This window comes from uncultured Paracoccus sp. (assembly GCF_947487305.1).
Classification (GTDB): Bacteria; Pseudomonadota; Alphaproteobacteria; order Rhodobacterales; family Rhodobacteraceae; genus Paracoccus.
The window spans coordinates 122,571-148,608 of record NZ_CANKWH010000004.1 but is presented as its reverse complement, the minus strand read 5'-3'; the positions used below and the strand labels follow the sequence as shown (position 1 = coordinate 148,608).

Annotated in this window: 27 protein-coding genes; 17 read left to right on the top strand and 10 right to left on the bottom strand. The window is 66.1% G+C overall.

All coding sequences use genetic code 11. The annotated features are described in order from the left end of the window. Positions 1-18 precede the first annotated feature (18 nt). Complete coding sequence (locus Q1A36_RS06960) at positions 19-912, top strand: LysR family transcriptional regulator (RefSeq protein WP_299841382.1); 894 nt, start codon at positions 19-21, stop codon at positions 910-912. A 25-nt stretch (positions 913-937) separates the two neighbouring features. Here the strand turns inward: Q1A36_RS06960 and Q1A36_RS06955 are convergent, their stop codons facing one another. From Q1A36_RS06955 to Q1A36_RS06940, 4 genes are read right to left on the bottom strand one after another with little or no spacing between them, the layout of a single operon-like run. Next, a complete protein-coding gene (locus tag Q1A36_RS06955) occupies positions 938-2,146 on the bottom strand; it encodes a beta-ketoacyl-[acyl-carrier-protein] synthase family protein (RefSeq protein ID WP_299841611.1) in 1,209 nt (402 codons plus the stop codon). Positions 2,147-2,205: 59 nt separating this feature from the next. Then, a complete protein-coding gene (locus Q1A36_RS06950; RefSeq protein WP_299841381.1) occupies positions 2,206-2,472 on the bottom strand; it encodes a phosphopantetheine-binding protein in 267 nt (88 codons plus the stop codon). 21 nt (positions 2,473-2,493) lie between these two features. Further along, a complete protein-coding gene (gene lpxD, locus Q1A36_RS06945; protein ID WP_299841379.1) occupies positions 2,494-3,579 on the bottom strand; it encodes a UDP-3-O-(3-hydroxymyristoyl)glucosamine N-acyltransferase in 1,086 nt (361 codons plus the stop codon). Between the two features lie 24 nt (positions 3,580-3,603). Continuing rightward, positions 3,604-5,217 carry a L,D-transpeptidase family protein gene (locus Q1A36_RS06940; RefSeq protein WP_299841377.1) on the bottom strand — a complete coding sequence of 538 codons (1,614 nt, stop codon included), beginning with the start codon at positions 5,215-5,217 and terminating at the stop codon, positions 3,604-3,606. A gap of 324 nt (positions 5,218-5,541) precedes the next feature. Here Q1A36_RS06940 and Q1A36_RS06935 point away from each other — a divergent pair, with 324 nt between their 5' ends. The 3 genes from Q1A36_RS06935 (at position 5,542) to Q1A36_RS06925 (ending at position 8,125) form a co-directional block, all read left to right on the top strand. After that, the gene (locus tag Q1A36_RS06935) at positions 5,542-6,102 is read left to right on the top strand and encodes a DUF882 domain-containing protein (RefSeq protein WP_299841375.1); all 561 of its coding nucleotides are present in this window, start codon (positions 5,542-5,544) and stop codon (positions 6,100-6,102) included. A 381-nt stretch (positions 6,103-6,483) separates the two neighbouring features. Then, entirely contained in the window at positions 6,484-7,074 is a 591-nt protein-coding gene (locus Q1A36_RS06930) for a TetR/AcrR family transcriptional regulator (protein ID WP_299841374.1), read from the top strand. 19 nt (positions 7,075-7,093) lie between these two features. After that, positions 7,094-8,125: a TAXI family TRAP transporter solute-binding subunit gene (locus Q1A36_RS06925; protein ID WP_299841372.1), complete on the top strand. Its 1,032-nt coding sequence runs from the start codon at positions 7,094-7,096 to the stop codon at positions 8,123-8,125. Here the strand turns inward: Q1A36_RS06925 and Q1A36_RS06920 are convergent. Both Q1A36_RS06920 and Q1A36_RS06915 read right to left on the bottom strand, forming a co-directional pair. Then, complete coding sequence (locus tag Q1A36_RS06920; protein WP_299841370.1) at positions 8,122-10,002, bottom strand: potassium transporter Kup; 1,881 nt, start codon at positions 10,000-10,002, stop codon at positions 8,122-8,124. The two genes, Q1A36_RS06925 and Q1A36_RS06920, sit on opposite strands and share 4 nt — an antisense overlap. Positions 10,003-10,077: 75 nt before the next feature. Then, complete coding sequence (locus tag Q1A36_RS06915; RefSeq protein ID WP_299841368.1) at positions 10,078-10,713, bottom strand: TetR family transcriptional regulator C-terminal domain-containing protein; 636 nt, start codon at positions 10,711-10,713, stop codon at positions 10,078-10,080. 116 nt (positions 10,714-10,829) lie between these two features. On the opposite strand from Q1A36_RS06915, the gene Q1A36_RS06910 reads away from it, so the two are divergent. The 9 genes from Q1A36_RS06910 to Q1A36_RS06870 all read left to right on the top strand — a co-directional run bounded on the left by Q1A36_RS06910 (position 10,830) and on the right by Q1A36_RS06870 (position 19,618). Beyond that, on the top strand, positions 10,830-12,155 hold the full coding sequence (locus tag Q1A36_RS06910) for an aspartate aminotransferase family protein (RefSeq protein ID WP_299841366.1): 1,326 nt from the start codon (positions 10,830-10,832) through the stop codon (positions 12,153-12,155). 55 nt (positions 12,156-12,210) lie between these two features. Continuing rightward, the gene (locus Q1A36_RS06905; RefSeq protein ID WP_299841364.1) at positions 12,211-13,476 is read left to right on the top strand and encodes a Zn-dependent hydrolase; all 1,266 of its coding nucleotides are present in this window, start codon (positions 12,211-12,213) and stop codon (positions 13,474-13,476) included. A gap of 132 nt (positions 13,477-13,608) precedes the next feature. Beyond that, positions 13,609-13,956 carry a hypothetical protein gene (locus Q1A36_RS06900; RefSeq protein WP_299841362.1) on the top strand — a complete coding sequence of 116 codons (348 nt, stop codon included), beginning with the start codon at positions 13,609-13,611 and terminating at the stop codon, positions 13,954-13,956. Next, entirely contained in the window at positions 13,953-15,404 is a 1,452-nt protein-coding gene (hydA, locus tag Q1A36_RS06895) for a dihydropyrimidinase (protein ID WP_299841360.1), read from the top strand. The genes Q1A36_RS06900 and hydA overlap by 4 nt, the downstream gene beginning before the upstream one ends. Further along, entirely contained in the window at positions 15,401-15,886 is a 486-nt protein-coding gene (locus tag Q1A36_RS06890) for a hypothetical protein (RefSeq protein ID WP_299841358.1), read from the top strand. Before hydA ends, Q1A36_RS06890 begins: the two co-directional genes overlap by 4 nt. 13 nt (positions 15,887-15,899) lie before the next feature. Continuing rightward, positions 15,900-16,688 (top strand): ABC transporter ATP-binding protein, encoded by a 789-nt coding sequence (locus tag Q1A36_RS06885; RefSeq protein WP_299841357.1) that lies wholly within the window; start codon positions 15,900-15,902, stop codon positions 16,686-16,688. A gap of 216 nt (positions 16,689-16,904) precedes the next feature. Then, positions 16,905-17,768: an ABC transporter permease gene (locus Q1A36_RS06880; RefSeq protein ID WP_299841355.1), complete on the top strand. Its 864-nt coding sequence runs from the start codon at positions 16,905-16,907 to the stop codon at positions 17,766-17,768. Further along, positions 17,765-18,598 carry an ABC transporter permease gene (locus tag Q1A36_RS06875; protein WP_299841353.1) on the top strand — a complete coding sequence of 278 codons (834 nt, stop codon included), beginning with the start codon at positions 17,765-17,767 and terminating at the stop codon, positions 18,596-18,598. Before Q1A36_RS06880 ends, Q1A36_RS06875 begins: the two co-directional genes overlap by 4 nt. Before the next feature lie 33 nt (positions 18,599-18,631). Beyond that, positions 18,632-19,618, top strand: coding sequence for an ABC transporter substrate-binding protein (locus Q1A36_RS06870; protein WP_299841351.1), 987 nt, complete (start codon positions 18,632-18,634; stop codon positions 19,616-19,618). 70 nt (positions 19,619-19,688) lie between these two features. On the opposite strand, the gene Q1A36_RS06865 is transcribed toward Q1A36_RS06870, so the two are convergent. The 3 genes from Q1A36_RS06865 to Q1A36_RS06855 all read right to left on the bottom strand — a co-directional run bounded on the left by Q1A36_RS06865 (position 19,689) and on the right by Q1A36_RS06855 (position 21,877). Next, on the bottom strand, positions 19,689-20,147 hold the full coding sequence (locus Q1A36_RS06865) for a hypothetical protein (RefSeq protein ID WP_299841349.1): 459 nt from the start codon (positions 20,145-20,147) through the stop codon (positions 19,689-19,691). A 4-nt stretch (positions 20,148-20,151) separates the two neighbouring features. Further along, complete coding sequence (locus Q1A36_RS06860) at positions 20,152-20,523, bottom strand: DUF6152 family protein (RefSeq protein ID WP_299841347.1); 372 nt, start codon at positions 20,521-20,523, stop codon at positions 20,152-20,154. Positions 20,524-20,593: 70 nt separating this feature from the next. Continuing rightward, positions 20,594-21,877 carry a lytic murein transglycosylase gene (locus Q1A36_RS06855; protein ID WP_299841345.1) on the bottom strand — a complete coding sequence of 428 codons (1,284 nt, stop codon included), beginning with the start codon at positions 21,875-21,877 and terminating at the stop codon, positions 20,594-20,596. A gap of 193 nt (positions 21,878-22,070) precedes the next feature. Between Q1A36_RS06855 and Q1A36_RS06850 the strand changes: the two genes are divergently transcribed. Further along, entirely contained in the window at positions 22,071-22,673 is a 603-nt protein-coding gene (locus Q1A36_RS06850) for a YitT family protein (RefSeq protein ID WP_299841343.1), read from the top strand. Between the two features lie 52 nt (positions 22,674-22,725). Here Q1A36_RS06850 and Q1A36_RS06845 read toward each other — a convergent pair whose 3' ends face one another. Continuing rightward, positions 22,726-23,598 (bottom strand): hypothetical protein, encoded by an 873-nt coding sequence (locus Q1A36_RS06845; RefSeq protein WP_299841342.1) that lies wholly within the window; start codon positions 23,596-23,598, stop codon positions 22,726-22,728. Between the two features lie 135 nt (positions 23,599-23,733). On the opposite strand from Q1A36_RS06845, the gene Q1A36_RS06840 reads away from it, so the two are divergent. Genes Q1A36_RS06840 through Q1A36_RS06830 form a run of 3 tightly spaced genes read left to right on the top strand, consistent with a single transcriptional unit; the run spans position 23,734 to position 26,005 of the window. Next, positions 23,734-24,048: a Cys/Met metabolism pyridoxal-phosphate-dependent enzyme gene (locus tag Q1A36_RS06840; RefSeq protein ID WP_299841341.1), complete on the top strand. Its 315-nt coding sequence runs from the start codon at positions 23,734-23,736 to the stop codon at positions 24,046-24,048. Then, positions 24,045-24,707, top strand: coding sequence for a response regulator transcription factor (locus Q1A36_RS06835; protein ID WP_299841339.1), 663 nt, complete (start codon positions 24,045-24,047; stop codon positions 24,705-24,707). The genes Q1A36_RS06840 and Q1A36_RS06835 overlap by 4 nt, the downstream gene beginning before the upstream one ends. Next, on the top strand, positions 24,704-26,005 hold the full coding sequence (locus Q1A36_RS06830; protein ID WP_299841337.1) for a HAMP domain-containing sensor histidine kinase: 1,302 nt from the start codon (positions 24,704-24,706) through the stop codon (positions 26,003-26,005). Before Q1A36_RS06835 ends, Q1A36_RS06830 begins: the two co-directional genes overlap by 4 nt. The last annotated feature ends 33 nt before the right edge of the window (positions 26,006-26,038 follow it).

Sequence of the window (26,038 nt, the reverse complement as noted above, 5' to 3'; positions counted from 1 at the left end):
TGAAAACGAGCCATCACCATGTCCTATCTGGAAAGCCTGCGCGTCTTCGTGCGCGTCATTGAACTGGGCTCGATCACCTCGGGCGGGCGCGACCTGAGGCTGTCACCCGCCGTCGCCTCGAACCGGATCAAGGATCTGGAGAACCGTTTCGGCGTGCGATTGCTGAACCGGACCACCCGCAAGCTGACCCCGACCGAGATCGGCCGGGTCTTCTACGAGAACGCCCGGCGGGTGATCGAGACGCTGGACGAGGCCGAGGCGGTGATCGGCAGCTATTCCGGCACGCCGCAGGGGGTGATCCGGCTGACCGCGCCCCTGGGGCTGGGGCGGCGGTTGATCGCGCCGCTGATCCCGGTCTTCTGCCGCGACAATCCCGGCGTCGATGTGCAGCTGCGCCTGTCCGACCGGTCCGTGAACATTGTCGAGGATGGCATTGATCTGGCGTTCTTTCTGGGCGAGCCACAGGATTCGGCGCTGAAATGGCGAAAGGTGGCGGATTGCCCGCGCCTCCTGGTCGCCTCGCCAGATTATGTCGAGCGTTCGGGACTGCCGAAGGGGCCGGACGACCTGAAGAACCACAATTGCCTGCTGCTCCGCTATCCGCGCAGCCCGGAATATTTCTGGACGCTGCAGACCGACGAGGGGCCGCGCAAGATGATGGTCTCGGGCCGGTTCGACACCGATGACGGCGATGTGCTGACCACATGGGCGCTGGCCGGCGAGGGCATCGCCAACCGCCCCGGCTACGAGGTCACGGACCACATCGCCAAGGGCCGGCTGGTCGAGATCCTGCCCGACGCGCGCCCCCTGCCCGCGCAGTTCGGCTGCCTGACCCCGCATCGCCGGTTGCAGGACCCGAAGGTCCGCATGTTCGCCGACTATGCCGCGCGCGAGTTGAAGAAGGCGTTCTGAGGGCGCGGCAGCGTCATCACCGCTGCTAGACCCGTCTCAGCGCAATCACCGCGTTCAGCCCGCCGAAGGCGAAGGCGTTGGACAGCACCGCATCCACCCGCGCCTCGCGGGCCACGTTCGGCACCACGTCCAGCGCGCATTCCGGATCCGGTTCCTCGTAACCGATGGTCGGTGCGATCACCCCGTCGCGCAGCGCCATGATGCAGGCCAGCATCTCGACCGCACCGGTGCCGCCGATCAGGTGGCCATGCATCGACTTGGTGGACGAGATCATCAGCCGGTCGGCGTGATGGCCGAAGGCATGGGCGACGGCAGCGCATTCGGTCTTGTCATTGGCCGCAGTGCCGGTGCCATGGGCGTTGATATAGCCGATATCCTCGGGGTTCAGCCCGGCATCCTGCATCGCGCCCCGGATCGCCCGCTCGGCCCCCTGCGCCGAGGGCATGACGATATCCTGCGCATCCGAGGACATGGCGAAACCCACCACCTCGGCCAGGATCTCGGCCCCGCGCGCGCGGGCATTCTCGTAATCCTCGAAGACGAAGACCCCGGCCCCCTCGCCCTGCACCATGCCGTTCCTGTTGGCGCTGAACGGGCGGCAGGCATCCTTGGACATGACGCGCAGACCCTCCCAGGCCTTCACCCCGCCAAAGCACAGCATCGCCTCGGACCCGCCGGTCAGCATCACCCTGGCCGCGCCCGAGCGCACCATCTGGAAGGCCAGACCCATGGCATGGTTCGAACTGGCGCAGGCGGTGGCGACGGTAAAGGCCGGGCCGCGCAGCCCGTATTCCATGCTGACATGAGAGGCTGCGGCATTGTTCATCAGCTTCGGCACCACGAAGGGATGAACGCGGTTCTTCCCCTCTTCATAGACGGTGCGGTAATTCTCGTCCCAGGTGTTCATGCCGCCGGCGGCGGTGCCCAGCACCACGCCCGAATTCAGCCCCAGCTTGCCGGCGAAGTTCAACCCCGCCTGCGCCACCGCCTGCTTGGCGGCCAGCAGCGTGAACTGGGTGAACTTGTCGTAAAGCAGGATCTGCTGGCGGTTGAAGTAATCCTCGGGCTTCCAGTCATGCACCTGCGCGCCGATCTGGATCGACAGCCGGTCCACGTCGCGGAAATCCAGCTGGCTGATGCCCGAGCGTCCCTCGCGGAAGGCGGCCAGCGTCGAGGCCACGTCATGCCCCAGCGCATTGATCGTGCCCGCGCCGGTGATGACCACCCGTCGCAATCCCTCGCGGGTGGTCGGTTCGAATGTGCCCACCTTGCCGTCCTTGGCCTTCTTGGGACTCATGCGGCCTTTTCCGAGATCAGACGATCAACGGCGGCGATGATGGTGCCCATGTTGGTGATGTCGAAATCCGATTTCTCGGGCTCGTTCGCATTGAAGGGAACGGTGATGTCGAATTCTTCCTCGATGGCGAAGATGGTCTCGACCAGCCCGAGGCTGTCGATGCCCAGTTCACCCGGGGTGGATGCGTCTGTGACCTGATCGGGCTCCAGCATGGCCTGTTCGGCGATGATGGACCTGATGCGGCTGCGGGTGTCGTTCGTCATGGCGCTCTCCGATCGGCTGTCTCAGCCCTTGTCCAACAGTCTTGTAACGGTTTCCTGAAGCTGGCCCAGCTTTTCCGCGAGGCGTGGCAGGCGGCGCATGGCCTTCTGGATCTCCAGCTGGGTCTCCATCTTGACCGCCGGGTTGCCCAGGATCACGCGGCCCGCCGGCACGCGGCTGAAGATCTTGGTCGAACCGCCGGCGATCACATCGCTGCCGATCTGGATATTGTCCGAAACGCCGCATTGGCCCCCCAGAACCACCCGATCCCCCAGTTGCGAACTGCCGGCAATGCCGACTTGGCCACAGAGCAGGCAATCCTCGCCCACCACCACGTTATGCCCGACATGGACCAGATTATCCAGCTTGGTGCCCGAGCCGATACGCGTGGCGCGGATGGTGCCCCGGTCGATGGTCGAATTGGCGCCAACCTCGACATCATTGCCGATCTCGACGCCACCGAGCGAATGGATGCGGGTCCAGTGCTGCTGTTTCGCCTCGTCGATCTGGCCCAGGTTGCGGCGCATCTCCTCGATGCCCGATTCCTCGGGGGTGACGAAGGAAAAGCCGTCGCTGCCGATGATGGCGCCGGGCTGCACGATCAGCCGGGCACCGGCGATCACGCCATGGGCGATGCGGGCGCCGGGCAGGATCAGCGCCTCGGCCCCGATCACCGTGCCGCGCCCGATGCTGACATGTTCGGCGATGCGGGCCTTCGGCCCGATCCGCACATCGCGGCCGATGGTGACGAAGGGGCCGATTGCGGCACCCTCACCAATCACGGCCGTCTCGTGGATGATCGCGGTCGGGTGGATGCCCGGCGCAAGATCGGGACCGGGATCGAAGGCGCGGGTCAGCCCGGCCATGACCAGACGCGGCCGCGGCGCGAAGATCGCGGCGCTGAGGTCATAGGCCTCGGGGTCCATGCCCTCGGCCAGGATCGCCATGTCGCCCGCACGCAGGTTCGCGGCATATTTCGGGGCCATGGCCAGCGCGATGACACCGCTGCCCGTCGCACCCGGCTCGGCCGCGCCGCTGACCGGCAGGGTCAGGTCGCCCCAGGCCCGCGCCTGCAGCGCCTCTGCCAGCTTTCCAACCGTCAATGCCATGCGTAATCCCCTTTCGGGGCGGACTTAATCGCTTTGACCGGCCAGTTCCAGTCCGGCCTTCTCGAGCGCGTCCCAGACCCGTGCGTCACGGCCATAAATGTCGCGGTAGAAGCGGATCTCGCCAGAGGGTTCGGCCATGGCGGTGAAATAGACCAGGTGCACCGGCAAATTGGGCTTCAGCGCCAGCCATTGCTCGTTGCCGCTGTCCAGCGCGCGCTGGAACATGCGCTGCGGGTTGTCGGTCTGCTGCGACAGAAGCGCATAGGCCAGGTCGAAGGGATCACCGATGCGGATGCAGCCATGCGAATAGGCGCGGCTCGATTCGCCGAACAGGTGCTTGCTGGGCGTGTCGTGCAGATAGATGTTCCACGGGTTCGGGAAGATGAATTTCACCAGCCCCAGCGCATTGTCCTCGCTGGGTTTCTGCCGCATCCGGTAGGGAAAGCTCGAGGCCGTGTAGCGGCCGAAATCGATGCTGTCGCGCGAGACGACATTGCCGCGCCCGTCGACGATATCCAGATGTGACACAGCATAGCGGTTCTTCTGCAGCCGCGGCAGGTATTCCTTGACGGTGATCGAGCGCGGGACGTTCCAGCGCGGATTGACCACGACATATTCCATCTGGTCCGAGAATTCCGGCGTGCGCATGTCGCTGTCGGTCTTGCCCACCACCACGCGGGTCTGGAACACCTGCTGCCCGCCATCATAGATGCGGGCGGTGAATTCGGGGATGTTTACCCAGACATGCCGGGCGTTCAGGTCATGCCCGTTCATCCAGCGCATCCGCTCCATCGCCACCAGGATCGCGCGGGTCTGGCCGTCCGGGCCACCGTTAAGGCGGTTGATGGTCATGGGGCCGGCCACGCCATCGGCGGGCAGTCCTGCGGCCTCCTGGAACTGCAGCACCGCATCCGAGAGTGCCGCGTCATATTCGGAGGGGTCCAGTGGCTGTGCCGCGTTGAAGCCGATGCTGGCCAGCCGGGCGCGCAGATCGGGAATCGCCGGATCGCGCATCCCTATGCGCCAGAGACCCTGGGGCGCCAGCGGTGCGCCCGGCGGGGCCATCAGCCCGGCGCGCGACGCCAGCGCATCCTGCAGCGCCAGATAGCGCGGGTCCTTCGGGCCTTGCGACAGCATGAATCCCTTCGGATCAGGGCTTTTCACCAGCTCGTCCAGCAGCGCAGCCACGTTCGGCCGGTTGATCGTGCGGTGGATCTGGGCATCGGCGCGGGCCGGATCGATCGCCCCGCTGATCACGTCGCGCAGGTACTGCGCCGCAACCCGGGCAAACAACGCCTCGCCGGCGATGCTGTCAGGATCGACCCGGCGCAGCCCCGGCAGGTCATAGCGAGCGGCCGGCAGTCCATGGAGATGCGCCGATTCGACGGCCGCGATGACCGCATCGCGCCGCGCCTGCCCCTCGATTCCCCCGAAAACCGGGCGCAGCCCGTTCTCGCCATAGAAGGCCGCGACACCCGGCCAGGCGGCCACGGCGCGGGCCAGATCCATCTCGGGTGCGCTGAATTCCAGCCGCGGGGCGATGGCCGTGGCCGCGCCGACCGTCTGACCGATGCCCTGGGCCTGTGCCCCGGAAACAACAGCCATCGGGGCCGACAGCGTCAGACCGAAAGCGATCACGAAAGCGTTAAATCTTGACAACATGTTCTTCGCCTGCCGTTTCCTGTGTCTTCTCACCGACAACGCCGCCGGTCCAGCGCGGGGACCGGCCCGCGGCAATTTCGCCACCCACCCGTCACCCAGCTGCAACAAGCCTCTAAAATTTACCTCAAAACCAACCCAATCGGCAAGTTTTCGCGCATACTCGCAAAAAGCCGCCGCATCCGGAACTAAACAGTTCCTGAGTCAACGCGGCTTTGACATATTGTTAACAAGTTCGGGAATAACCTCGGATGTGCTGCACCATAAGCAGCGACAAAAACGAAGCGGGACAGGCGATCTGACATGACCATGAACCTTATCAACCGTCGCGGGATTCTGGGTGTTTTCGCGGCGACGACCGTTGCGGCTGCGCCGGTAATGGCGAACGCTTTCGGATTTCTGCGCGGGGCCGGCGACATGCGCCGGATCCGCATGTACTCGGGACGTACCGGCGAAAGCCTCGACACCGTCTACTGGGTCGATGGCAAGTACATCCGCGAGGCGCTGAACGAGATCAACATTTTCATGCGCGACTGGCGCACCGGCGAGGCCGTTGGCATCGACCCGCGCACCATCGACATTGCGGCGGCGAGCCACCGGATGCTGCAGACCAACGAACCCTACATGATGCTGTCGGGCTATCGCTCGCCCAAGACCAATGCGATGCTCCGCTCGCGCTCCAGCGGCGTGGCGCGGAACTCGCTGCACATGGTCGGCAAGGCCGCCGACCTGCGGCTGAAATCGCGCTCGGTCGGGCAGATGTACCAGGCAGCAGCGGCCTGCCGCGCCGGCGGCGTCGGCCGGTACTCGCGCTCGAACTTCGTCCACATGGATTGCGGCCCGATCCGCACCTGGGGCGGCTGAGACACATCTTTCCCGGCCCTGACAAGCCGTGATATCCTGTTCTGACTGGGCTGGCCCTTTCGCAGGGCCGGTCATTTCTGTTTTATCGCCCGACGGACCTTCGCCACGCCGTCCTCGCCTGACTACCCGGCCCAGTGAGCCGGTGTTCTGCCCGCCTACTGCACCGGCAACACGGTCAAATGGTCGCAGGTCCGCCTTGTCAAATGGATCAGGTAACGATATGATTGCAAAAGAATTTCCGAGCGCCCTGCGCACCCGCCCGCCCCTCTGACTGACGGCAAAACCGATCGAGTTCGTGCTGAGCCTGTAACATTCGCTTGTGCCTTTTCCGGCTTGAGGTCAGTTTCGCGCGATCAAGATCCCAATCAGGACCACCATCACATGACTGGACCCAGCAAGCGTCGTCGCGAGACGGCGATCCGGATCCAAGCCGCCGCGATCAAACTGGCGCTGCGAGATGGGATGATCAATCTGACCACCGAGGCAATTGCCCGCGAGGCCGGAGTCAGCCCCCGCACCTTCTTCAACTATTACCCCTACAAGGAAGCGGCCATCTATGGCCCGCCCAAGGACTATCCGCGCGATGCCTCGGACAGTTTCATGCAGGGCACCAAGCCGCTGATCGAGGACCTGTCGGCGCTGATGCAGGCGCATCTGTCGCGCTTCACCGCGCAGCGCGACATGGTCAGCGCCATCATCCGGCTGGCCGATACCGATGCCAAGCTTGCGGCGCTGCAACAATCCGCGCTGCTCGAACGGCATTCGCAGATGGAACAGATGCTGCGCCGCCGCCTGATCGAACAGGACCCGCGGCTGGCGCCCATCCTCGCCTCGGCGATCATCTCGGCCACGCGGCAGGCGGTGCTCGACTGGATCGAAGGCCATACGGACGATCTGGTCGGCAAGGCGATCGAGAACATCCGCCTGATCGCGGGCCTGGGCGAGGTTCTGGACCCCAGGCGCAGCAGCTAGCGCCTGTGCCGTAAAGCCGATGCGACTACTCGTCCTCATCCTTCTCAGCCTGATCTCGCTTCTGCCCGCAGGGGTCGCGCGGGCGCAGGCCCAAGGGGCCGATCCGGGCGAGCCGGAACTGCGCTTCTTCCGCATCGGCAGCGGCGAGACCTCGGGCACCTACTACGCGGTGGCCGGGGTGATCGCGGCGGCGATCTCGAACCCGCCGGGCGGGGTGCGCTGCGACGAGGGCGGGGCCTGCGGCGTTCCGGGGCTGCTGGCTTCGGCGCTGTCCTCGGAAGGATCGGTCCAGAACATCCAGGCGCTGCGTGACGGCAAGCTGGAATCGGCGATGGTCCAGGCCGACATCGCCCATGCGGCGCAATCGGGCGGCCCCGGCTGGCAGGGCAGGAACCGGGCGGACAAGCTGCGGGCCATCGCCGCGCTTTATCCCGAGGCGATCCACCTCATTGCCCGCGCCGATTCCGGGATCGGCAGCATCAGCGACCTTGCGGGCAAGCGCGTCTCGATCAGCCAGGCCGGCTCGGGCACGCGGATCGACGCGCAACTGGTGCTGCAGGCCGCCGGTATTCCCGATGCCCGGTTGCAGCTGAGCGAGCTTTCCACCGACGAGGCCGCACGGCAGCTGCGCGCGGGCGAGCTGGATGCCTTCTTCATGGTCGGCGGCTGGCCCGTCTCGGGCCTGACCGCGCTGGCCAGCCAGACCGATGTGGTGCTCTTGCCCATTGCCGGTCCGCTGGCCGACCGGCTGATCGCGCGTCATCCCTTCTTCCGCCGCGAGACCATCCCCGCCGGCACCTATGCCGGGCAGGCCGAGCCGGTCGAAACCCTGTCGGTCGCCGCGCTGTGGCTGACCACAGAGGACCAGCCAGAGGCGCTGATCCATGACATCACCCGCGTCCTGTGGAACGACTATACGCAGCGGATGTTGCGTCTCGGCCATCCCGTCGCCCATGCGATCAGCGCCGAGAGCGCATTGGCCGGGATCAGCATCCCGCTGCATCCGGGCGCCGAGGCCTATTACCAGGGCGCCGGGCTGCTGAAGCGTTAGATGTTGATCTGCTGGCCCAGCTCGATCACCCGGTTCGAGGGCAGGCGGTAGAATTCGGTCGGATCGGAGGAACTGCGGAAGAGGCTGGCATAGACCCGCGCGGCCCAGAGCGGCATCAGGTTCGCCTTGCCCACACGCAAATTGCGATGGTTCAAGAAATAACTGGTCTTCATGATGTCGAACTTGTGCCCGGGCAGCCGCACCTCGCCCAGGGCCTTGGCCACAGCTGGCTGTTCCATATAGCCAAATCGGACGGCCACCCGCCAGAAGCCCGGGCCAACCTCCTCGATCTGCACCCGCGACTCGGGATCGACCCGGGGCGTGGTCGCGGGGATGACCTTCAGCACGTAATTGCGTTCGTGCAGGACGCGGTTGTGCTTGAGATTGTGCATCAGCGCCGCCGGCGCGATCATCGGATCGGCGGTCAGGAACACCGCCGTTCCCGGCACCCGGGTCACGCTTTCCGATTTCTCCATCTGCTCGACCAGCGTGGTCAGCGCGATGGCCTCGTTCGACAGCTTGGCCTGCACCACCTGGCTGCCGCGGATCCAGACCACCATCATGGTCACGGTCAGCGCGGCAAAGACCAGCGGGATCCAGCCGCCATCGAAGAATTTCAGCACCTGCGCCGAGAGGAAGACCAACTCGACCGCGAGGATCGGCGTCATGATCAAGGCCACCATCGGCCAGCTCCATTTCCACGCGAAACGGAAGACCACGATGGCCAGAAGCGAGGTGATAACCATGTCGCCCGTCACCGCGAGGCCGTATGCGTTGGCCAGCCGCTCGGAGGAGCCAAAGCCGATGACCAGCGCCACCACCCCGATCATCAGGATGGTGTTGACGCGCGGCAGGTAGATCTGGCCGGAATGGGTGGCCGAGGTGTGGTTGATCGTCAGCCGTGGCAGCAGTCCCAGTTGCACTGCCTGCGCCGCGACCGAGAAGGCGCCCGAGATCACCGCCTGCGAGGCGATGACCGTGGCCACCGTCGCCAGCAGCACCAGCGGCAGGGTGAACCAGCTTGGCGCCATCAGGAAGAACGGGTTGGCGGCGGTCTCGGGCCGCGCCAGCACCATCGCCCCCTGCCCCAGGTAGGACAGGGTCAGCGCCGGCCAGACCAGCGCGGTCCAGGCGGTGCGGATGGCCTTGCGACCGAAATGGCCCATATCGGCGTAAAGCGCCTCGGCCCCGGTGACGGCAAGAAAGACCGAGCCCAGGACCGGCAGCGCGCCAAAGCCGTTTTTCAGCAGGAAATTCAGCGCGTTCAGCGGGTTCAGCGCCTGGATGATGCGCGCGTCATCCATGATGTGGCTGAGGCCGAGGATCGCCAGCGTCGCGAACCAGACCAGCATGATCGGCCCGAACAGCCGCGACACCGCCGCCGTGCCGCTGCGCTGCACCGCGAAGAGGGTGATGACGATGCCAAGCGTGATCGGCACCACCCAGCGGTCGAAGCCGGGAATAACCAGTTCCAGCCCCTCGACTGCCGACAGGACCGAGATCGCCGGGGTGATCATGGAATCGCCGAAGAACAGCGAGACGCCCACGATGCCGGTGCCGTAAAGCCACCATTTCGGCTTGCCGCCGATCGCGCCATGCGCCTTGGCGACCAGCGACAGCGTGCCGCCCTCGCCATTGTTGTCGGCGCGCAGGATCAGAAGGACGTATTTCACCGACACGATCAGCACGACCGTCCACACCAGCAGCGAGACGATGCCGATGACCGCCGTTTCGGCCATGCCCTCCTCGTGAGCATGGATAAGCGATTCACGAAGGGCGTAAAGCGGTGAGGTGCCGATGTCGCCATAGACGACACCGAGGCAGGACAGAACCAGCGCGGCGGTCAGCCTGTCCTGGCGATGCGGTTCGGCCGACATGGGCGCCCCGAAAAGTTAATCAGACGGGTGTCATGCGCCGTTTGCCGGGGAAATTCAAGGGATCGTGAAGTCGCATTAACCCTGTTCGTCGGGATGGACGGTCAGCAGGTTGCTGTAGAGCCGGTCAAGGAACACCCCGGCCTCGGCATAGGGGTCGTGGCCCGGCCCCAGCACGGCACGGACCTGCGCCTCGAAATCGGCGTAATGCTGGGTCAGCGCCCAGATCGAGAAGATCAGGTGATGCGGATCCACCCGGGCCAGCCGGCCCTGATCCATCCAGCCCTGGAACACCGCCGCCTGTTCATCCACCATCTCGCGCAAAAGCCCGCCCAGGATCTCGGTCAAGAGCGGCGCGCCCTGCAGCACCTCGTTGGCGAAGAGGCGGCTCTCTCGTGGATAGTCGCGCGACATCTGCAGCTTGGTGGCGACATAGCGATGCACTTCACTGAGCGGATCGCCCTCGGGATTGATCGAGCGCAACGGGTCCAGCCACATATCCAGCAACCCGGTCAAGAGGTTGCGGTAAATCTCTTCCTTGCTGGCGAAGTAATAGAGCACGTTCGGCTTCGACAGCCCGGCCTCTTCGGCGATCTGGTCGATGGTCGCGCCGCGAAAGCCCTGTGAGGAAAATACCGTCAGCGCGCCTTCAAGGATCGTCGCCCGGTTCTTCTGCTGAATCCGGGTCGGTCGGGCCTGCGACTCATCGCTCATGACGCGGAAACCCCCTATAAACGACAGCGAACCGGATCGGTCTGGATGGCGCTTGACTGCCCATGGCCCCGTGCTAGCCTGATCCTGACCTCTTGGTCAATATTTGCGAGGAACCGATGGCACTAGACCGCAAACCCGCCCCGAACGACCTGCGCGCGTTCTGGATGCCCTTCACCTCGAACCGGCAATTCAAGGCAGCGCCGCGCATGTTGGTTTCGGCCAAGGACATGCATTACACCGCCGCCGATGGCCGCGAGATCCTTGATGGCACGGCGGGCCTGTGGTGCTGCAATGCCGGCCATTGCCGCCCGAAGATCACCGAAGCCGTGCAGAATCAGGTGGCCGAACTTGATTATGCGCCCGCCTTCCAGATGGGTCATCCCCTTGCCTTCGAACTGGCCAACCGGCTGGTCGATATCGCACCGGACGGGATCGACCATGCATTCTACTGCAACTCCGGTTCCGAAGCGGTTGATACGGCGCTGAAAATCGCGCTGGCCTATCACCGCGCGCGGGGTGATGGCACGCGCACGCGACTGATCGGGCGCGAGCGCGGTTATCATGGTGTCGGCTTTGGCGGTATCTCGGTCGGCGGCATCGTCAACAACCGTCGCTTCTTCGGCAGCCTTCTGGCGGGTGTCGACCACCTGCCCCACACCCACCTGCCCGAGAACGTCTTTACCAAGGGCCAGCCCGAGCACGGCGCGAACTTGGCCGATGATCTGGAGCGGATCGTGGCGCTGCACGGGGCCGAGACCATCGCTGCGGTGATCGTCGAGCCGATGGCCGGCTCGACCGGCGTGCTGATGCCGCCCAAGGGCTATCTCGAGCGCCTGCGCGAGATCACCCGCAAGCACGGCATCCTCTTGATCTTCGACGAGGTGATCACCGGCTTTGGCCGCTTGGGCAGCCCCTTCGCCGCCCAGCATTTCGGCGTGACGCCGGACATGATCACCTGCGCCAAGGGCCTGACCAATGGCGTCATCCCGATGGGCGCGGTCCTGACCTCGGGCGCGATCCATGACGCCTTCATGACCGGGCCGGAACATGTGATCGAGCTCTTCCACGGCTATACCTATTCCGGCAACCCGGTCGCCTGCGCCGCCGGCATCGCCACGCTGGACACCTATGCCGACGAGGGGCTCTTGAGCCGCGCCGCCGATCTGGACCAGCACTGGCAGGAGGCGCTGCACGGGCTCAGGGACCTGCCCCATGTCATCGACATCCGCAACATGGGCCTGATCGGCGCGGTCGAGCTGAAGGGCATCGACGGCCAGCCCGGCAAGCGCGCCTTCGACGCCTTCCTCAAGGCCTACGAGGCCGGCATCCTGATCCGCGTCACCGGCGACACCATCGCCATGTCGCCGCCGCTGATCATCTCGAAGGCACAGATCGACGAGCTGATCGGCAAGCTGGCCGAGGTGCTGAAAGCCATCGACTGAACCCCATCCGCCGACCCGGCACCAAGACCCGGCGGCCCGACAGGAAGGAGCGCGCATGAGCGACGCCAGCGAGACGGCCCCGGCCGCGAATATGAAGGTCGACCCGGACCGGCTGTGGGACAGCCTGATGGAGATGGCCAAGATCGGCCCGGGCATCGCCGGCGGCAACAACCGCCAGACCCTGACCGATGCCGATGGCGAGGGCCGCCGCCTGTTCCAGCGCTGGTGCGAGAATGCCGGCATGACAATGGGCGTCGACCGCATGGGCAACATGTTCATGCGCCACGAGGGCGCGGACCCGTCGCTCGATCCGGTCTATATCGGCAGCCACCTGGATACCCAGCCCACCGGCGGCAAATATGACGGCGTGCTGGGCGTCCTGTCGGGGCTCGAGGTCATCCGCTCGATCCGCGATCTGGGCCTGACCACCCGCCGCCCCATCGTGGTGGTGAACTGGACCAATGAGGAAGGCGCGCGCTTTGCGCCCGCGATGCTGGCCTCGGGCGTCTATGCCGGGGTCCATGACGAGGATTACGCCAACTCCCGGCAGGATGCCGAGGGCAAGCGGTTTGGTGAGGAACTGGACCGCATCGGCTGGCGTGGCACCGAGGATGTCGGCGGGCGACCCATGCACGCGATGTTCGAATATCACATCGAGCAGGGGCCAATTCTGGAAGCCGAGGAGAAACAGATCGGAGTCGTCACCCATGGCCAGGGCCTCTGGTGGCTGCAGGTCACGCTGACCGGCAAGGATGCGCATACCGGCTCGACGCCGATGAACATGCGGGTGAACGCGGGCCTTGGCATGGCGCGGATCATCGAGGCGGTGCACCGCATCGCCATGGATCACCAGCCGAATGCCGTGGGTGCGGTCGGTCAGGCCAATGTCTGGCCGAATTCGCGCAACGTGATCCCCGGCAAGGCCGTCTTCACAATCGATTTCCGTTCCCCCGATCTCGAGAAACTGACCGCCATGCGCGCCCGGCTGGAGGCCGAGGCGCCGCAGATCGCCGCCGATCTGGGCCTCGGCATCGAGATCGAGCCGGTCGGCCATTTCGATCCCGTGACCTTCGACCCCGATCTGGTCAAGGTGGTGCGGGGCGCCGCCGAGCATCTGGGCTATTCGCATATGAATATCGTCTCGGGCGCCGGCCACGACGCCTGCTGGATCAACCGCGTCGCGCCCACGGTGATGATCATGTGCCCCTGCGTGGACGGGCTGAGCCACAACGAGGCCGAGGAAATTTCGCCGGAATGGGCAGCGGCGGGGGCGGATGTGCTGCTGCATTCGGTGCTCGAGGTGGCGGAGGTGGTGCGGTGAACCGGGGGCGCTGCCCCCGGACCCCCGGGATATTTGAGCCAAGATGAAAGGGATGGTCATGACTTCAGTCATTCGTAACAGACCCATCACCACCACCGCCCCAACCCTCAAACCCAAGGCGGCAACCCCCTGATGCCCGACCTGTCCCCGGTCTTTGACGAGCTTCGCGCGCTGATGCTGACCGCAGCACCGGGGGCGACGGCCACGCTCGACGGTCCGGGGCATATCGATCTCAAGGGACCGGCGACGGATCCGAAGACCGGCGAGCCGGCATGGTTCGGGATGGTCAAGATCGGCGCGCGGGCCGTGTCCTATCACCTGCCCCCGCTCTATCACCTGCCGTCACTGGCGGACGGGCTGTCGCCTGCGCTGAAAAAGCGCCAGCAGGGCAAGACCTGCTTCAATTTCACCAAGGTGGACCCGGTCCTGTTCGACGAACTGTCCGCCCTGACGCGCCGCTGCGCAAAGGAGGCCACATGACCATTGTCATCAAGAACGGAACCATCGTCACCGCCGATCTGACCTACAAGGCCGATGTGCTGGTCGAGGGCGGCAGGATCGCGGCCATCGGCGAAAACCTCTCGGGCGATGAGCAACTGGACGCGACCGGCTGCCTGATCATGCCGGGCGGGATCGATCCGCATACCCATCTGGAAATGCCCTTCATGGGCACCTATTCCGCCGATGATTTCGAAAGCGGCACCCGCGCGGCGCTGGCGGGCGGGACGACCATGGTGGTCGATTTCGCCCTGCCCTCGCCCGGTCAGGGGCTGCTTGATGCCTTGCAGATGTGGGACAACAAGGTTGGCCGCGCGCATTGCGATTTTTCCTATCACATGGCGATCACCTGGTGGGGGCAGCAGGTCTTTGACGAGATGGAGGCGGTGGTCAAGCGGGGCATCACCAGCTTCAAGCATTTCATGGCCTACAAGGGCGCGCTGATGGTGAACGATGACGAACTCTTCGCCAGCTTCCGCCGGGTGGGCGATCTGGGCGGCATCGCGCTGGTTCATGCCGAGAACGGCGATGTCGTGGCGGAACTATCGGCGCGGCTTCTTGCCGAGGGCAATACCGGCCCCGAGGCCCATGCATACAGCCGCCCGCCGCAGGTCGAGGGCGAGGCGACCAACCGCGCGATCATGGTGGCCGACATGGCGGGCGTGCCGCTCTATGTCGTCCATACCTCTTGCGAGGACAGCCACGAGGCGATCCGCCGGGCGCGGGCACAGGGCAAACGCGTCTGGGGCGAGCCGCTGATCCAGCACCTGACGCTGGATGAAAGCGAGTATTTCAACCCCGATTGGGACCATGCCGCGCGCCGCGTCATGTCGCCGCCCTTCCGCAACAAGCTGCATCAGGACAGTCTCTGGGCCGGGCTGCAATCGGGTTCGCTCTCGGTGGTGGCCACCGATCACTGCGCCTTCACGACCGACCAGAAGCGCACCGGGGTGGGCGATTTCACCAAGATTCCGAACGGGACCGGGGGCCTCGAGGACCGGATGCCGATGCTCTGGACGCATGGGGTGAATACCGGCCGGCTGACGCCGAACGAATTCGTCGCCGTCACCTCGACCAATATCGCCAAGATCCTGAACATGTATCCGAAGAAGGGCGCGGTTCTGGTGGGAAGCGACGCCGATCTGGTGGTCTGGGATCCCGAGGCGGAAAAGACCATCTCGGCGGGCAGTCAGCAAAGCGCGATCGATTACAACGTCTTCGAGGGCCAGACGGTCAAGGGCCTGCCGCGCTATACGCTGACGCGCGGGGTCGTGGCGGTGCGCGAGGGCAAGGTGGACAGCCACGAGGGTCACGGCGAATTCGTGGCGCGCGAGCCGCGCGGGACGGTGAACCGGGCCTTGAGCGCGTGGAAGGACCTGACGGCGCCGAGGCCGGTGCAGCGGTCGGGCATCCCGGCAACGGGGGTGTGAGGGATTGGCTCAGCCGTCACGGGATCGACCGCAGGCCTTTGATCTGGCTGGTGATCCTGCTGGCGCTCTTTCCCATCCTGCTGGCAGTGATGATATTCTCGCCGCTGGATGTGCAGAGCGGCGACCCCAGCCAGACCATCGGCTATTCCATGGTCGCGTTTCTCATCGGCGCCGGGCTGGCGCTGCTTTACATGGCGGTCATCGGCCTGCCGCTCGCCGCCCTCTGCTGGATCGGGGTTTTCGCCCTTCTACGCCGCATGGGGCTTGGACCGCGCGCCTCGGCCACCCTCTCGGGCGGGCTGGCCAGTGTCGCGATGATGCTGCCTGCCGCCCTCCGGATCGGCGGCGGCTCGACCTCGCGGACCATCGGCGTCATGGTGATGCTGGGGCTGATCCCCTGCATCATCAGCATCATCTACTTCCTCATCACCTATCGGAGCACGACTTGGGACGACCTCAACCGGGACCATCCGCCATCATGACAAGGGCCAGCACATGAGCAGCGGAGCCGATCCCGTCATCACCGCCCGGGGCGTCGACCTGACCTTTCCGACCGCCGATGGCCCGGTCCATGCGCTGAAGGGCGTGGACCTGACCATCAATCGCGGCGATTTCGTCAGCTTCATCGGCCCTTCGGGCTGCGGCAAGACCACCTTCCTGCGCACCATCGCCGCGCTGGAGACCCCGACCGGCGGCAGCCTGACGGTGAACGGGATGCCGGCGGACGAGGCGCGGAAGGCGCGCGCCTATGGCTATGTGTTTCAGGCACCGGGGCTTTATCCATGGCGGACGATTTCCGGCAATATCTCGCTGCCGCTTGAGATCATGGGCTTTTCCAAGGCGGACCGGGCCGAGCGGATCGCCCGGGTGCTGGACCTCGTCGATCTCGCGGGCTTTGGCGGCAAGTTTCCCTGGCAGCTGTCGGGTGGGATGCAGCAGCGCGCCAGCATTGCGCGCGCGCTGGCCTTTGACGCCGACATCCTGTTGATGGACGAACCCTTCGGCGCGCTGGACGAGATCGTCCGTGACCGGCTGAATGAGGCGCTGCTGGAGCTGTGGAGAAAGACCCAAAAGACCATCGGTTTCGTGACCCATTCCATCCCCGAGGCGGTCTATCTCTCGACCCGGATCGTGGTCATGTCGCCGCGCCCGGGCCGTATTACCAAGGTGATCGAAAGCACCCTGCCGGCCGAGCGCCCGCTGGAGATCCGCGACACGCCCGAATTCATCGCGCTGTCCCACGAGGTGCGTGAGGGGCTGCGCGAGGGGCATAGTTATGACTGATACGTGCCCACGGCTGGATTACGCGCCCCCGCCCGGAGCAAAGGCGAAGCCCGCCGGGCGAGCGCCTGCCCGTCCCGGCGGGCTGGCGCTGTGGTGCCGCTGGTCCTGCGTTCAGGGACGCGAGGGGCTTGGCACCATGAAGCGCGCAGGCGTGCCGTTGCAGCGCCACCCCACGGGCCGGCGCTCGCCCTCTGCCTCACCTGTGGCAGGTGCCGCATGACCCGCGCCCTGCCCGTCCTGACCGTTCTCGCCGCCATCATCCTGATCTGGTATCTCGCCGCCATCGGCATGAATGCGCAGTGGGCCGAGGATCAGGCGGCGCGGGCCGGAACCGAGCTGACCACCGGCCAGCTGATCGCCGACACGCTGTCGCAGGACCGCCCGGTTCTGCCCGCGCCGCATCAGGTGGCGGCGGGGCTGTGGGACGGGGTCTTCGGCCAGGCCATCACCTCGAAACGCTCGCTGGTCTATCACGCCATGGTCACGCTCAGCGCCACCATGGCGGGCTTTGCCATCGGCAGCCTCGCCGGCATACTGCTGGCGGTCGGCATCGTGCATGACCGGACCATGGACCAGTCGGTCATGCCCTGGGCCGTGGCCAGCCAGACGGTGCCGATCCTCGCCATCGCGCCGATGGTGATCGTGGTGCTGGCCAGCATCGGCGTCACCGGGCTTCTGCCCAAGGCGGTCATCTCGGCCTGGCTCAGCTTCTTTCCGGTGCTGGTCGGCATGGTCGCGGGGCTGAGGCAGCCCGATGCGATGCAGCTGGACCTTATGCGATCGTGGAATGCCTCGCGGTCGCAAAGCTTCTGGCGGCTGCGACTGCCCTCGTCGATGCCATATCTCTTCGCCAGCCTGAAGGTCGCGGTCGCCGCCGCGCTGGTCGGCACCATTGTCGGCGAATTGCCCGCCGGGGCGACCTCGGGTCTGGGCGCGCGGCTTCTGTCAGGCAGCTATTACGGGCAGACGGTGCAGATCTGGTCGGCGCTGTTCATGGCCGCCGCCCTTGCCGCCGGTCTCGTCGTGCTGATCGGGCTGATCGAGCGGATCACCCTGAAACGCATGGGGCTGGCCCGATGAGCGCGCTGCCGATCCTTGCCGTCTGGCTGGGGGCCTGGGGCCTCAACGCCGTCCTCGCGCGGCTGAACACCCGCCTCACCCGGATTCTGGTGCCGCTGATCTTCGGCGCAACGCTGCTTGTGCTCTGGGAAATGATCGTGCGCGCCTATGCCGTGCCCTCGGTCATCTTGCCGGCGCCCAGCCAGATCTGGGCCAGCTTTGCCGGCAATATCCCGCTGCTCTGGGGCGATTTCGTCCAGACCATCCTGAAGGGCGCGCTGTCGGGCTGGGTGATGGGGGCGCTGGCCGCCATCGTCACCGCCATCGCCATCGACCGCAGCCCCTTCCTGCAGCGGGGCCTTCTGCCCATCGGCAATTTCGTCGCCGCCCTGCCGATCATCGGCATCGCGCCCATTCTGGTCATGTGGTTCGGCTTCGACTGGCAGTCCAAGGCCGCTGTCGTCGTGGTCATGGTCTTCTTCCCGATCCTCGTGAACATGGTCGCGGGCCTTGCCGCCACCGATGCGCTGCAGCGCGATCTGATGGCGACATGGAGCGCGGGTTACTGGCAGTCGCTTTTCAAGATGCGCCTGCCCGCCGCCATGCCCTTCCTGTTCAACGGGCTGAAGATCACCACCACGCTGGCGCTGATCGGTGCCATCGTTGCCGAGTTTTTCGGCAGCCCGACCCGCGGCATGGGCTTTCGCATCTCGACCGCGGTGGGGCAATTGGACCTGCCGCTGGTCTGGGCCGAAATTCTTGTGGCCGCAATCGCGGGTTCGCTGTTCTATGGAATCGTGTCGCTGATCGAAAGCCGGGTGACCTTCTGGCACCCGTCGCAGCGCAGATAAGCCGGTCGACCGGCAACAACAGGAGAGGAAGCCATGAAGAAACTGATGCTCGGTGCCGCCACCTTCGCCCTGATGGCGACGGGCGCCTATGCCGCCGATGACCTGACCCTGCAGCTGAAATGGGTCACGCAGGCGCAATTCGCGGGTTATTACGTCGCCAAGGACAAGGGGTTCTACGAGGAAGAGGACCTGAACGTCACCATCAAGCCGGGCGGTCCCGACATCGCGCCGACGCAGGTGCTGGCCGGGGGCGGTGCCGATGTGACGGTGGAATGGATGCCGGCCGCGCTGGCCGCGCGCGAGAAGGGCCTGCCGCTGGTCAATATCGCCCAGCCTTTCAAAAGCTCGGGCATGATGCTCACCTGCCTGAAGGAAAGCGGCATCACCGATCCCAAGACCGATTTCAAGGGCAAGACCCTGGGCGTCTGGTTTTTCGGCAATGAATATCCGTTCCTGTCGTGGATGAACCACCTGGAACTGCCGACCGAGGGAGGGCCGGACGGGGTGACAGTGCTGAAACAGGGTTTCAACGTCGATCCGCTGTTGCAGAAGCAGGCCGCCTGCATCTCGACCATGACCTATAACGAATACGGCCAGGTGCTGGATGCGGGCATTGCCGAGGCCGACCTGGTCACGTTCAAATACGAGGATCAGGGCGTCGCCACGCTGGAGGACGGGCTTTATACGCTGCAGGAAAACCTCGACAATCCCGAGATGGTGGACAAGCTGACCCGCTTCGTGCGCGCCAGCATGAAGGGCTGGAAATATGCCGAGGAGAATCCCGAGGAAGCCGCCGAGATCGTGCTGGAAAACGACGAGACCGGCGCCCAGACCATCGAGCACCAGACCCGGATGATGACCGAGGTGGCCAAGCTGACCGCCGGCTCGAACGGCGCGCTGGACGAGGCGGATTACCAGCGGACCGTGGACACCCTGCTGTCGGGCGGTTCGGACCCGGTGATCTCCAAGGCGCCCGAGGGGGCCTGGACCCACGCCATCACTGACGCGGCGCTGCAATAGGCGTCAAGCGTGGGGGCCTGCGCGGCCCCCACACCCCCGGCGGGATATTTTCGTGAAGAAGAAGCCGGCCTCAGTCGACGAAGGCCAGCATCCGCCCGCAGGCCAACACGCCAAGCCAGATCACCAGCGAGGTCAGGCCGACTCGTCGCAGCGCCGCAGGCGGGCGCTCAAACCCCTTGCCGGCATGGAACCAGAGCGCGTGCCCTGCGCCAAGCGCGATCAGCATCAGTTTCAGCAGGAACAGCCGCATCCGCAGGTAATCCCCCGGCGCGGCGAGGAACAACAGCACCCCGGCGCCCATCGCCAGCGCCAACCCGGTGATGGCCACGGGAACCAGCACCCGGCCAAGCGGCTCGACCGGGATCATCGGCCAGAGCCCGATCAGCCGCAGATCGAGGCTGGCGATGGCGCCAATCAAAAGCGCGATGCCAAGCACATGCAGCCCGCTGACCGCCGCATAGATCCAGCGGCCATTGCGCATCCAATCAGCCAGACCGGTTCCGGCAAGGATCTCGGCCAGCGCCTCCACGGCCCTAGCTGCGTTCGGGGTAAAGATCGTGGCTTACGCCATCCTCGAACCACAGCCGCTCGGCTTTCAGCAGACGCTGCGCGGGATCGGCCGAGGGCTCGCCCTCGATCGCCACCTCGCGGCCGGGGGCAAAATCGGCATCCGTCAGCCCGGCCTGTTCATTGCGCCAGGGCTGGCCGATCTCGACCTGCCAGATCTCGCCCTCGGCATCCACCTCGAGAATGCCATGGGGATTGCCAAGCCGAGCCGAGCGGATCAGCCCGGTCAGGCGGATATCGGCGCCGCTGGTCCAGCGCCAGCCGTGATGGGCAGTGACGGCGCGGACGCCGAGAAGCGACAGCAGCAGGGCCGATGCAAGGGTTCGACGCGACAGCATGGCGGGCCTCCTTTCCCGTGGGAAAGCATAGGCCCGCGCACCCGTATGCGGCAAATCACCTTCGGCGGCGTCAGCCCAGCATTTGCAGCAATTGCACCGAGGGCTCGCCCGTCACCGCCATGCCGCGCGCCGCCTGGAAGGCCGAGATCGCCTCGCGCGTGGCCGGGCCGACGACGCCGTCGCTGCCCTTGGTGTCATAGCCCATGGCCGTCAGCCGCTGCTGCATCCGCTTGCGGTCATCGATGGTCAGGCCGTACTTGTCGGGCGGGAAGCTGCCCTGGATCGCCCCGCCACCGCGCAACCGGTCGGACAGGTGGCCGACGCCGATGACGTAGTTTTCCGAGTTGTTGTAGCGGCTGATGGCGGTGAAGTTGCGGAAGGTCATGAAGGCCGGGCCGCCGCGCCCCTGCGGGGTGATGATCGAGGCCGGGCCGTAATCGGGCACGGTGCCGCCGCTCATGCTGCGCACGCCCATCGCCGCCCAGGCCGAGGGGCTGCGGGTCGAGCCGCGACCCATCGGGCCCGAGAAGCCCGAGGGCAGCCGCACCTCGACGCCCCAGGGCACGCCCCGCTGCCAGCCCGAGCGTTGCAGATAGGCGGCGGTCGAAGCCAGCGAGTCGGTCGGGTCGTTCGACCAGATGTCGCGCCGGCCATCGCCGGTGAAATCGACGGCGTAAAGCAGGTAGGAGGTCGGGATGAACTGGGTATGCCCCATGGCGCCGGCCCAGCTGCCGGTCATGCCGGCGGGGGCGACATCGCCGTTCTGCAGGATCTTCAGCGCCGCAACCAGCTGCTGTTCGAAGAACGAGGCGCGGCGGCCATGCCAGGCCAGCGTCGAGCAGGCGGCGATGACCGGGATATTGCCGCGCCGCTCGCCATACATGCTTTCCAGACCCCAGACGGCGACCACCACTGCAGGTTCGACCCCGTAACGCGCCTCGACGGCGTTCAGCACAGAGCCATAGCGGGCGAGGTTCGCCCGGCCTTTGCTGACCCGTTCATCCGAGGCGGCAATGGCCAGGTAATCCTGCAACGTGCGGGTGAACTCGGTCTGGTTCTGGTCCTTCTCGATCACGTCGGGCAGATAGCCGCCACCCTGCGCGAAGGCATTATCGAAGGTGCCCGCCGAAATGCCCTGCGACAGCGCGCGGCCCCGGAAGCCGGCGACCCAGCGGTCATAATCGGCATTCGGCACCGGTCGCGGCGGCGGTGCCATGCCGCCCGAGGACCCCGTGCTGCCGCCGGGCATCCGCGGCCCGCAGGAGGCCAGCCCCGCGGCCAGAAGTCCGAAGGCCACCGCCCGTCTGCTTGCCTGGAAGCCCGTGCCCTTGCCGCTGATGTCGATGCTGCTCATACCTGTCTCCTCACGTTTTGCTCACGTTTTGCTTATGTCTAGCGGCGGAAACAGGTGGCGAAAAGCCGGGATGCGCGGGCATCGCAACCGGTCCCGGCAAAGGACTGAAATCCGGGCATAGTTTTTGCGGCGGATTGCCACGCCGCACCGGGCTGATCTTGCCTTTGCCCCGGCCTTTGGGCATCTGGTCGGCATGAGCGACGCACCCCACCGACACAGCCTGATCGAGGACGCCCAGGGCATCAGCTTTGGCGCGATGATGGCCGCCCTTGGCGTCACCATCCTGACCCATCTGGGCCTTGTGACCGGGCAGACCGCCGGGCTGGCGATCCTGATTTCCTATGCGACCGGCTGGTCCTTCGCGCCGGTCTTCTTTCTGATCAACATCCCGTTCTACTGGCTCGGATGGAAGCGGTTCGGGCCGGTTTTCACGCTGAAGACCTTTCTGGCCGTGGCGCTGACCTCGCTACTCAGCGCAGTGATGCCGGGATGGATCAGCTTCGAGACGATCAACCCGGTCTTCGGCGCTGTGCTGGTCGGCGCGATCACCGGCACCGGGCTCCTGGCGCTGTTTCGCCACGGGGCGTCACTGGGCGGGGTCGGGATCGTCGCGCTGTATCTGCAGGATGCGACCGGCTTCCGTGCCGGATGGGCGCAGCTGATCTTTGACGCCGTGCTCTTCACGCTGGCGCTGTGCCTCGTCGACTGGCAGGCCGTGGGCTACAGCTTTCTGGGCGCGCTGGTGCTGAACATGGTCATCGCCATCAACCACCGCCGCGACCGTTACATCGTCTGAACGCGAAACGGCGCCCCGAGGGGCGCCGTCCGTTCGGTCTGACCGGGGGCGATCAGCGCGCGGTTTCGCGCACCACATCGCCACGCGGGCTCAGTTCCACCGTCACGTTTTCACCGGCGGCATTCACCGCCTCGACCAGTGTGCGCGGGCCGTCGCGGGTGATGGCGCCGAGATCGGCATAGCCGGCCTCGGTCAGCACCGTGTTGACAGCGGCCTCGTCAAGCGGTGCGGGCGGCTGGCCACCCATGCCGGCGCGGTCAGGACCTCCATCGCGTCCGCCATCCGGCCCGCCGCGCATGTCATGGCCGCGCGGGCCATGGTCGCCACGCTTGCCGTGACGCTCGCCATGGCGCTCACCGCGCGGCCCGCGATCGTCATCGCCGCGACCAAAGCGGGTCAGCGTGCCATCCTCGGCGAAAAGCGCGCGCAATTCCTCGCCATTGGCATCCGCACCCTCGATCATCACGCCCTTCATCGGCGCATCGGCGGGCGGCAGGCCGATCTCGTTGATGCTGGCGAACTGGCCATAGATCTCGGCATTGCGCACAGCCTCGGGGATCAGCGCCTCGATCACGGCGGCGGGCAGCGCCGCGTCGTCATCGGCCTCGATCTTGCGCAATTCACCCTGCCGGTCCAGCTTCGCCTCGATCTGGGTGCCATCGGCCAGATTGCCCTCGACCTCGACCGAGCGGCGGTCACGATCGATGTCGATATTCTGCAGGTTCAGCGATTTCAGCAGGTCGGGCAGGTTGTCTTCGGTGATCTCGACCGGTGCAGCCGGTGCGGCCGGTGCAGGGCTGGTCGCCTCGGGCGCGGCGGGCGCGGTTTCGGTGGCCGGCGGGGTTGCGGTCTGGGCAAAGGCGGCACCGCCAAGCCCGGCGACAAGGGCCAGGATCGCGGCGGAATTGCGGAACATGCTGCTCATGATGTTTACCTTCTTCTGGTAGCGCCGGGGACACCTTGCCCCCGGTTGACGAATCACATCTACCCCAACGAGATCGAACCAAAGGCCAACCGCCCGTTTGGGTTTCGTTTGGCTTTCACCTGCCACAAGGGCCCCATGCGCGCGTTCCTTCTTGCCCTGTTCCTGGTCTCCGCCCCGTCAGCCCTTGCCCAGAGGCTGACCGAAACGGATTTCAGCCCCCTGCCGCTGCACGAGGCGATGCGGCTCGTGGGCGAACGCTATCACGGCCGGCTGATCGCCGCGCGGCTGGCGCAACCCAATGCGCATGAGCGCGGCCTGGGCGTGGAACTGGTCGAGGAGTTGCGCCTGCTGACCCCGGCGCGCAACCTGCTGAAGATCCGGCTGGACGCGCGCGACGGGCGCTTTCTCGAGGTGGCAGGAAGGGGACAGATCGAGGCATTGAAGAAATGAGAGCACTGATCGTCGAGGACGACCGGACCCTGGCCGAGCAATTGTCGCGCGCGTTGCAGGATGCCGGTTTCGTCACCGACATGGCCCATGACGGCGCCGAGGGTGAATATCTGGGCGCGACCGAGACCTATGATGTCGCGGTGCTGGATCTGGGCCTGCCCGGCCTGCCGGGGATCGAGGTGCTGACCCGCTGGCGCGACCAGGGGATCGGGATGCCGGTGCTGATCCTGACGGCGCGCGGCGACTGGACCGACAAGGTGGCGGGCTTTCGCGCCGGAGCCGATGACTACGCGGTCAAACCCTTCCGGCTGGACGAGGTGGTGCTGCGCGCCCAGACCCTGATCCGCCGCGCCGCCGGCCATGCCCGCCCGGTGATCCGCGCCGGCAAGCTGCTGCTGGATGGGCAGCTTGGCGTCATCACGCTGGACGGCTCGCCGCTGAAGCTGACGGCGTTTGAAACCCGCATCCTGACCTATCTCATCCACCATCAGGACCGCATCGTCAGCCGCACCGAACTGTCGGACCATCTTTACGAGGCCGAGGCCGACCGGGATTTCAAATCGATCGAGGTGGTCATCGGGCGGCTGCGCAAGAAGGTCGGCGAAGGCGTGATCGAGACCCGGCGAGGCGAGGGCTATGTGCTCAGGTCGGCGCTGTGATCCGCTCGATCCGGGCCCGGATGCTGGTTCTGGCGGCGGTCTGGATCGTCGCGGCGCTGCTGGCGGCCTTCCTGGGCATCGGCGCGGTGCTGGACCGCTTTGTCACCGAACGCTATGACGCCGAGATGCGCGCCATCGCCGACACGCTGATCGCCGGCGTCGAGGTCGAGGATGACGGGATCGAGCTGGACAACCCGCCGGCCGATCCGAATTTCTCGCTGCCGCTTTCCGGCTGGTACTGGCAGATCAGCGCCGAGGGCAAGGTGATCGCCAAGTCACCCTCGCTGTTCGAGGCGAGCCTGTCATCGCCAGCGGCCAATCGCCCCGGCCCGCCGCGCATCGGGCGCGGGCGCGGGCCGCAGGGCGAGCCGCTGAGGGTGCTGAACGACCGATTCACCGTGCCGGGCAGCGAGGCCGAGATCACGCTTATTGTCACCGCCCCCGCGCGCGAAGTCTGGGACAGCCTGAACGAGGTGCGCCGGCCGCTGGCGATCTCGCTGGCGCTCCTGGGCCTCGGGTTGGCCGTGGCCGTATCCGTGCAGGTCTTTGCGGGGCTCGGCAGCACGCGGCGCTTGGGCGATGATCTGCGCCGGGTCCGCGCCGGCGAACTGGACCGCCTGCCCCGCCCCGGCGTCAGCGAGCTTGACCCGCTGGTGTCCGAGATCAATGCCGCGCTGGATCAGAATGCCAGCCTTCTGGCCCGCTCGCGCCAGCATCTGGGCAACCTGGCACATTCGCTGAAAACCCCGCTGGCGGCGCTGCAAAACGATTTGCCTGCCGATCATCCCGGCCAGACGCTGATCACCCGCATGGACCGGCTGATCGGCTGGCACCTGCGCCGCGCACGCTCGGCCCAGCCCCGGATGCTGGGCCAGCACACCCCGGTCGGCCCGGTGATCGACGACATCCTGATGGTCCTGCGCCGCCCGATGGAGGACAAGGCCATGCAGGCGGAGGTGATCTGCCCGCCCGAGGCGGGCTTTGCCGGCGAGCGGCAGGACCTTGAAGAGATGATCGGCAACCTGGCCGAGAATGCGGTGAAATGGGGGCGCGGGCGGCTGCGGGTCGTGGTGGTGCCGGGCGTCACCATCCGCATCGAGGATGACGGTCCGGGCATGGCCGAAACCGACGCCCCCCGCGCCCTGATCCGCGGCGCAAGACTGGACGAAAGCGGCCCGCCGGGGACCGGGCTCGGGCTTGCCATCGTCGCCGATCTGGCGACGCTGAACGGGGGCGAGCTTCGGCTGGAACGCTCGGATCTGGGCGGGCTGGCGGCGGTGCTGGTGCTGCCGGGTTAGGCAGCACCAACGCGCAAGGATGTTTCACCGCGC

Excerpts from the sequence above, each read along its gene's own strand:
- Q1A36_RS06960 (WP_299841382.1), top strand. The coding sequence starts at position 19 with ATGTCCTATCTGGAAAGCCTGCGCGTCTTCGTGCGCGTCATTGAACTG.
- Q1A36_RS06950 (WP_299841381.1), bottom strand. The coding sequence starts at position 2,472 with ATGACGAACGACACCCGCAGCCGCATCAGGTCCATCATCGCCGAACAG.
- lpxD (WP_299841379.1), bottom strand. The coding sequence starts at position 3,579 with ATGGCATTGACGGTTGGAAAGCTGGCAGAGGCGCTGCAGGCGCGGGCC.
- Q1A36_RS06935 (WP_299841375.1), top strand. The coding sequence starts at position 5,542 with ATGACCATGAACCTTATCAACCGTCGCGGGATTCTGGGTGTTTTCGCG.
- Q1A36_RS06930 (WP_299841374.1), top strand. The coding sequence starts at position 6,484 with ATGACTGGACCCAGCAAGCGTCGTCGCGAGACGGCGATCCGGATCCAA.
- Q1A36_RS06925 (WP_299841372.1), top strand. The coding sequence starts at position 7,094 with ATGCGACTACTCGTCCTCATCCTTCTCAGCCTGATCTCGCTTCTGCCC.
- Q1A36_RS06920 (WP_299841370.1), bottom strand. The coding sequence starts at position 10,002 with ATGTCGGCCGAACCGCATCGCCAGGACAGGCTGACCGCCGCGCTGGTT.
- Q1A36_RS06915 (WP_299841368.1), bottom strand. The coding sequence starts at position 10,713 with ATGAGCGATGAGTCGCAGGCCCGACCGACCCGGATTCAGCAGAAGAAC.
- Q1A36_RS06910 (WP_299841366.1), top strand. The coding sequence starts at position 10,830 with ATGGCACTAGACCGCAAACCCGCCCCGAACGACCTGCGCGCGTTCTGG.
- Q1A36_RS06905 (WP_299841364.1), top strand. The coding sequence starts at position 12,211 with ATGAGCGACGCCAGCGAGACGGCCCCGGCCGCGAATATGAAGGTCGAC.
- Q1A36_RS06900 (WP_299841362.1), top strand. The coding sequence starts at position 13,609 with ATGCCCGACCTGTCCCCGGTCTTTGACGAGCTTCGCGCGCTGATGCTG.
- hydA (WP_299841360.1), top strand. The coding sequence starts at position 13,953 with ATGACCATTGTCATCAAGAACGGAACCATCGTCACCGCCGATCTGACC.
- Q1A36_RS06885 (WP_299841357.1), top strand. The coding sequence starts at position 15,900 with ATGAGCAGCGGAGCCGATCCCGTCATCACCGCCCGGGGCGTCGACCTG.
- Q1A36_RS06880 (WP_299841355.1), top strand. The coding sequence starts at position 16,905 with ATGACCCGCGCCCTGCCCGTCCTGACCGTTCTCGCCGCCATCATCCTG.
- Q1A36_RS06875 (WP_299841353.1), top strand. The coding sequence starts at position 17,765 with ATGAGCGCGCTGCCGATCCTTGCCGTCTGGCTGGGGGCCTGGGGCCTC.
- Q1A36_RS06870 (WP_299841351.1), top strand. The coding sequence starts at position 18,632 with ATGAAGAAACTGATGCTCGGTGCCGCCACCTTCGCCCTGATGGCGACG.
- Q1A36_RS06860 (WP_299841347.1), bottom strand. The coding sequence starts at position 20,523 with ATGCTGTCGCGTCGAACCCTTGCATCGGCCCTGCTGCTGTCGCTTCTC.
- Q1A36_RS06855 (WP_299841345.1), bottom strand. The coding sequence starts at position 21,877 with ATGAGCAGCATCGACATCAGCGGCAAGGGCACGGGCTTCCAGGCAAGC.
- Q1A36_RS06850 (WP_299841343.1), top strand. The coding sequence starts at position 22,071 with ATGAGCGACGCACCCCACCGACACAGCCTGATCGAGGACGCCCAGGGC.
- Q1A36_RS06845 (WP_299841342.1), bottom strand. The coding sequence starts at position 23,598 with ATGAGCAGCATGTTCCGCAATTCCGCCGCGATCCTGGCCCTTGTCGCC.
- Q1A36_RS06840 (WP_299841341.1), top strand. The coding sequence starts at position 23,734 with ATGCGCGCGTTCCTTCTTGCCCTGTTCCTGGTCTCCGCCCCGTCAGCC.
- Q1A36_RS06835 (WP_299841339.1), top strand. The coding sequence starts at position 24,045 with ATGAGAGCACTGATCGTCGAGGACGACCGGACCCTGGCCGAGCAATTG.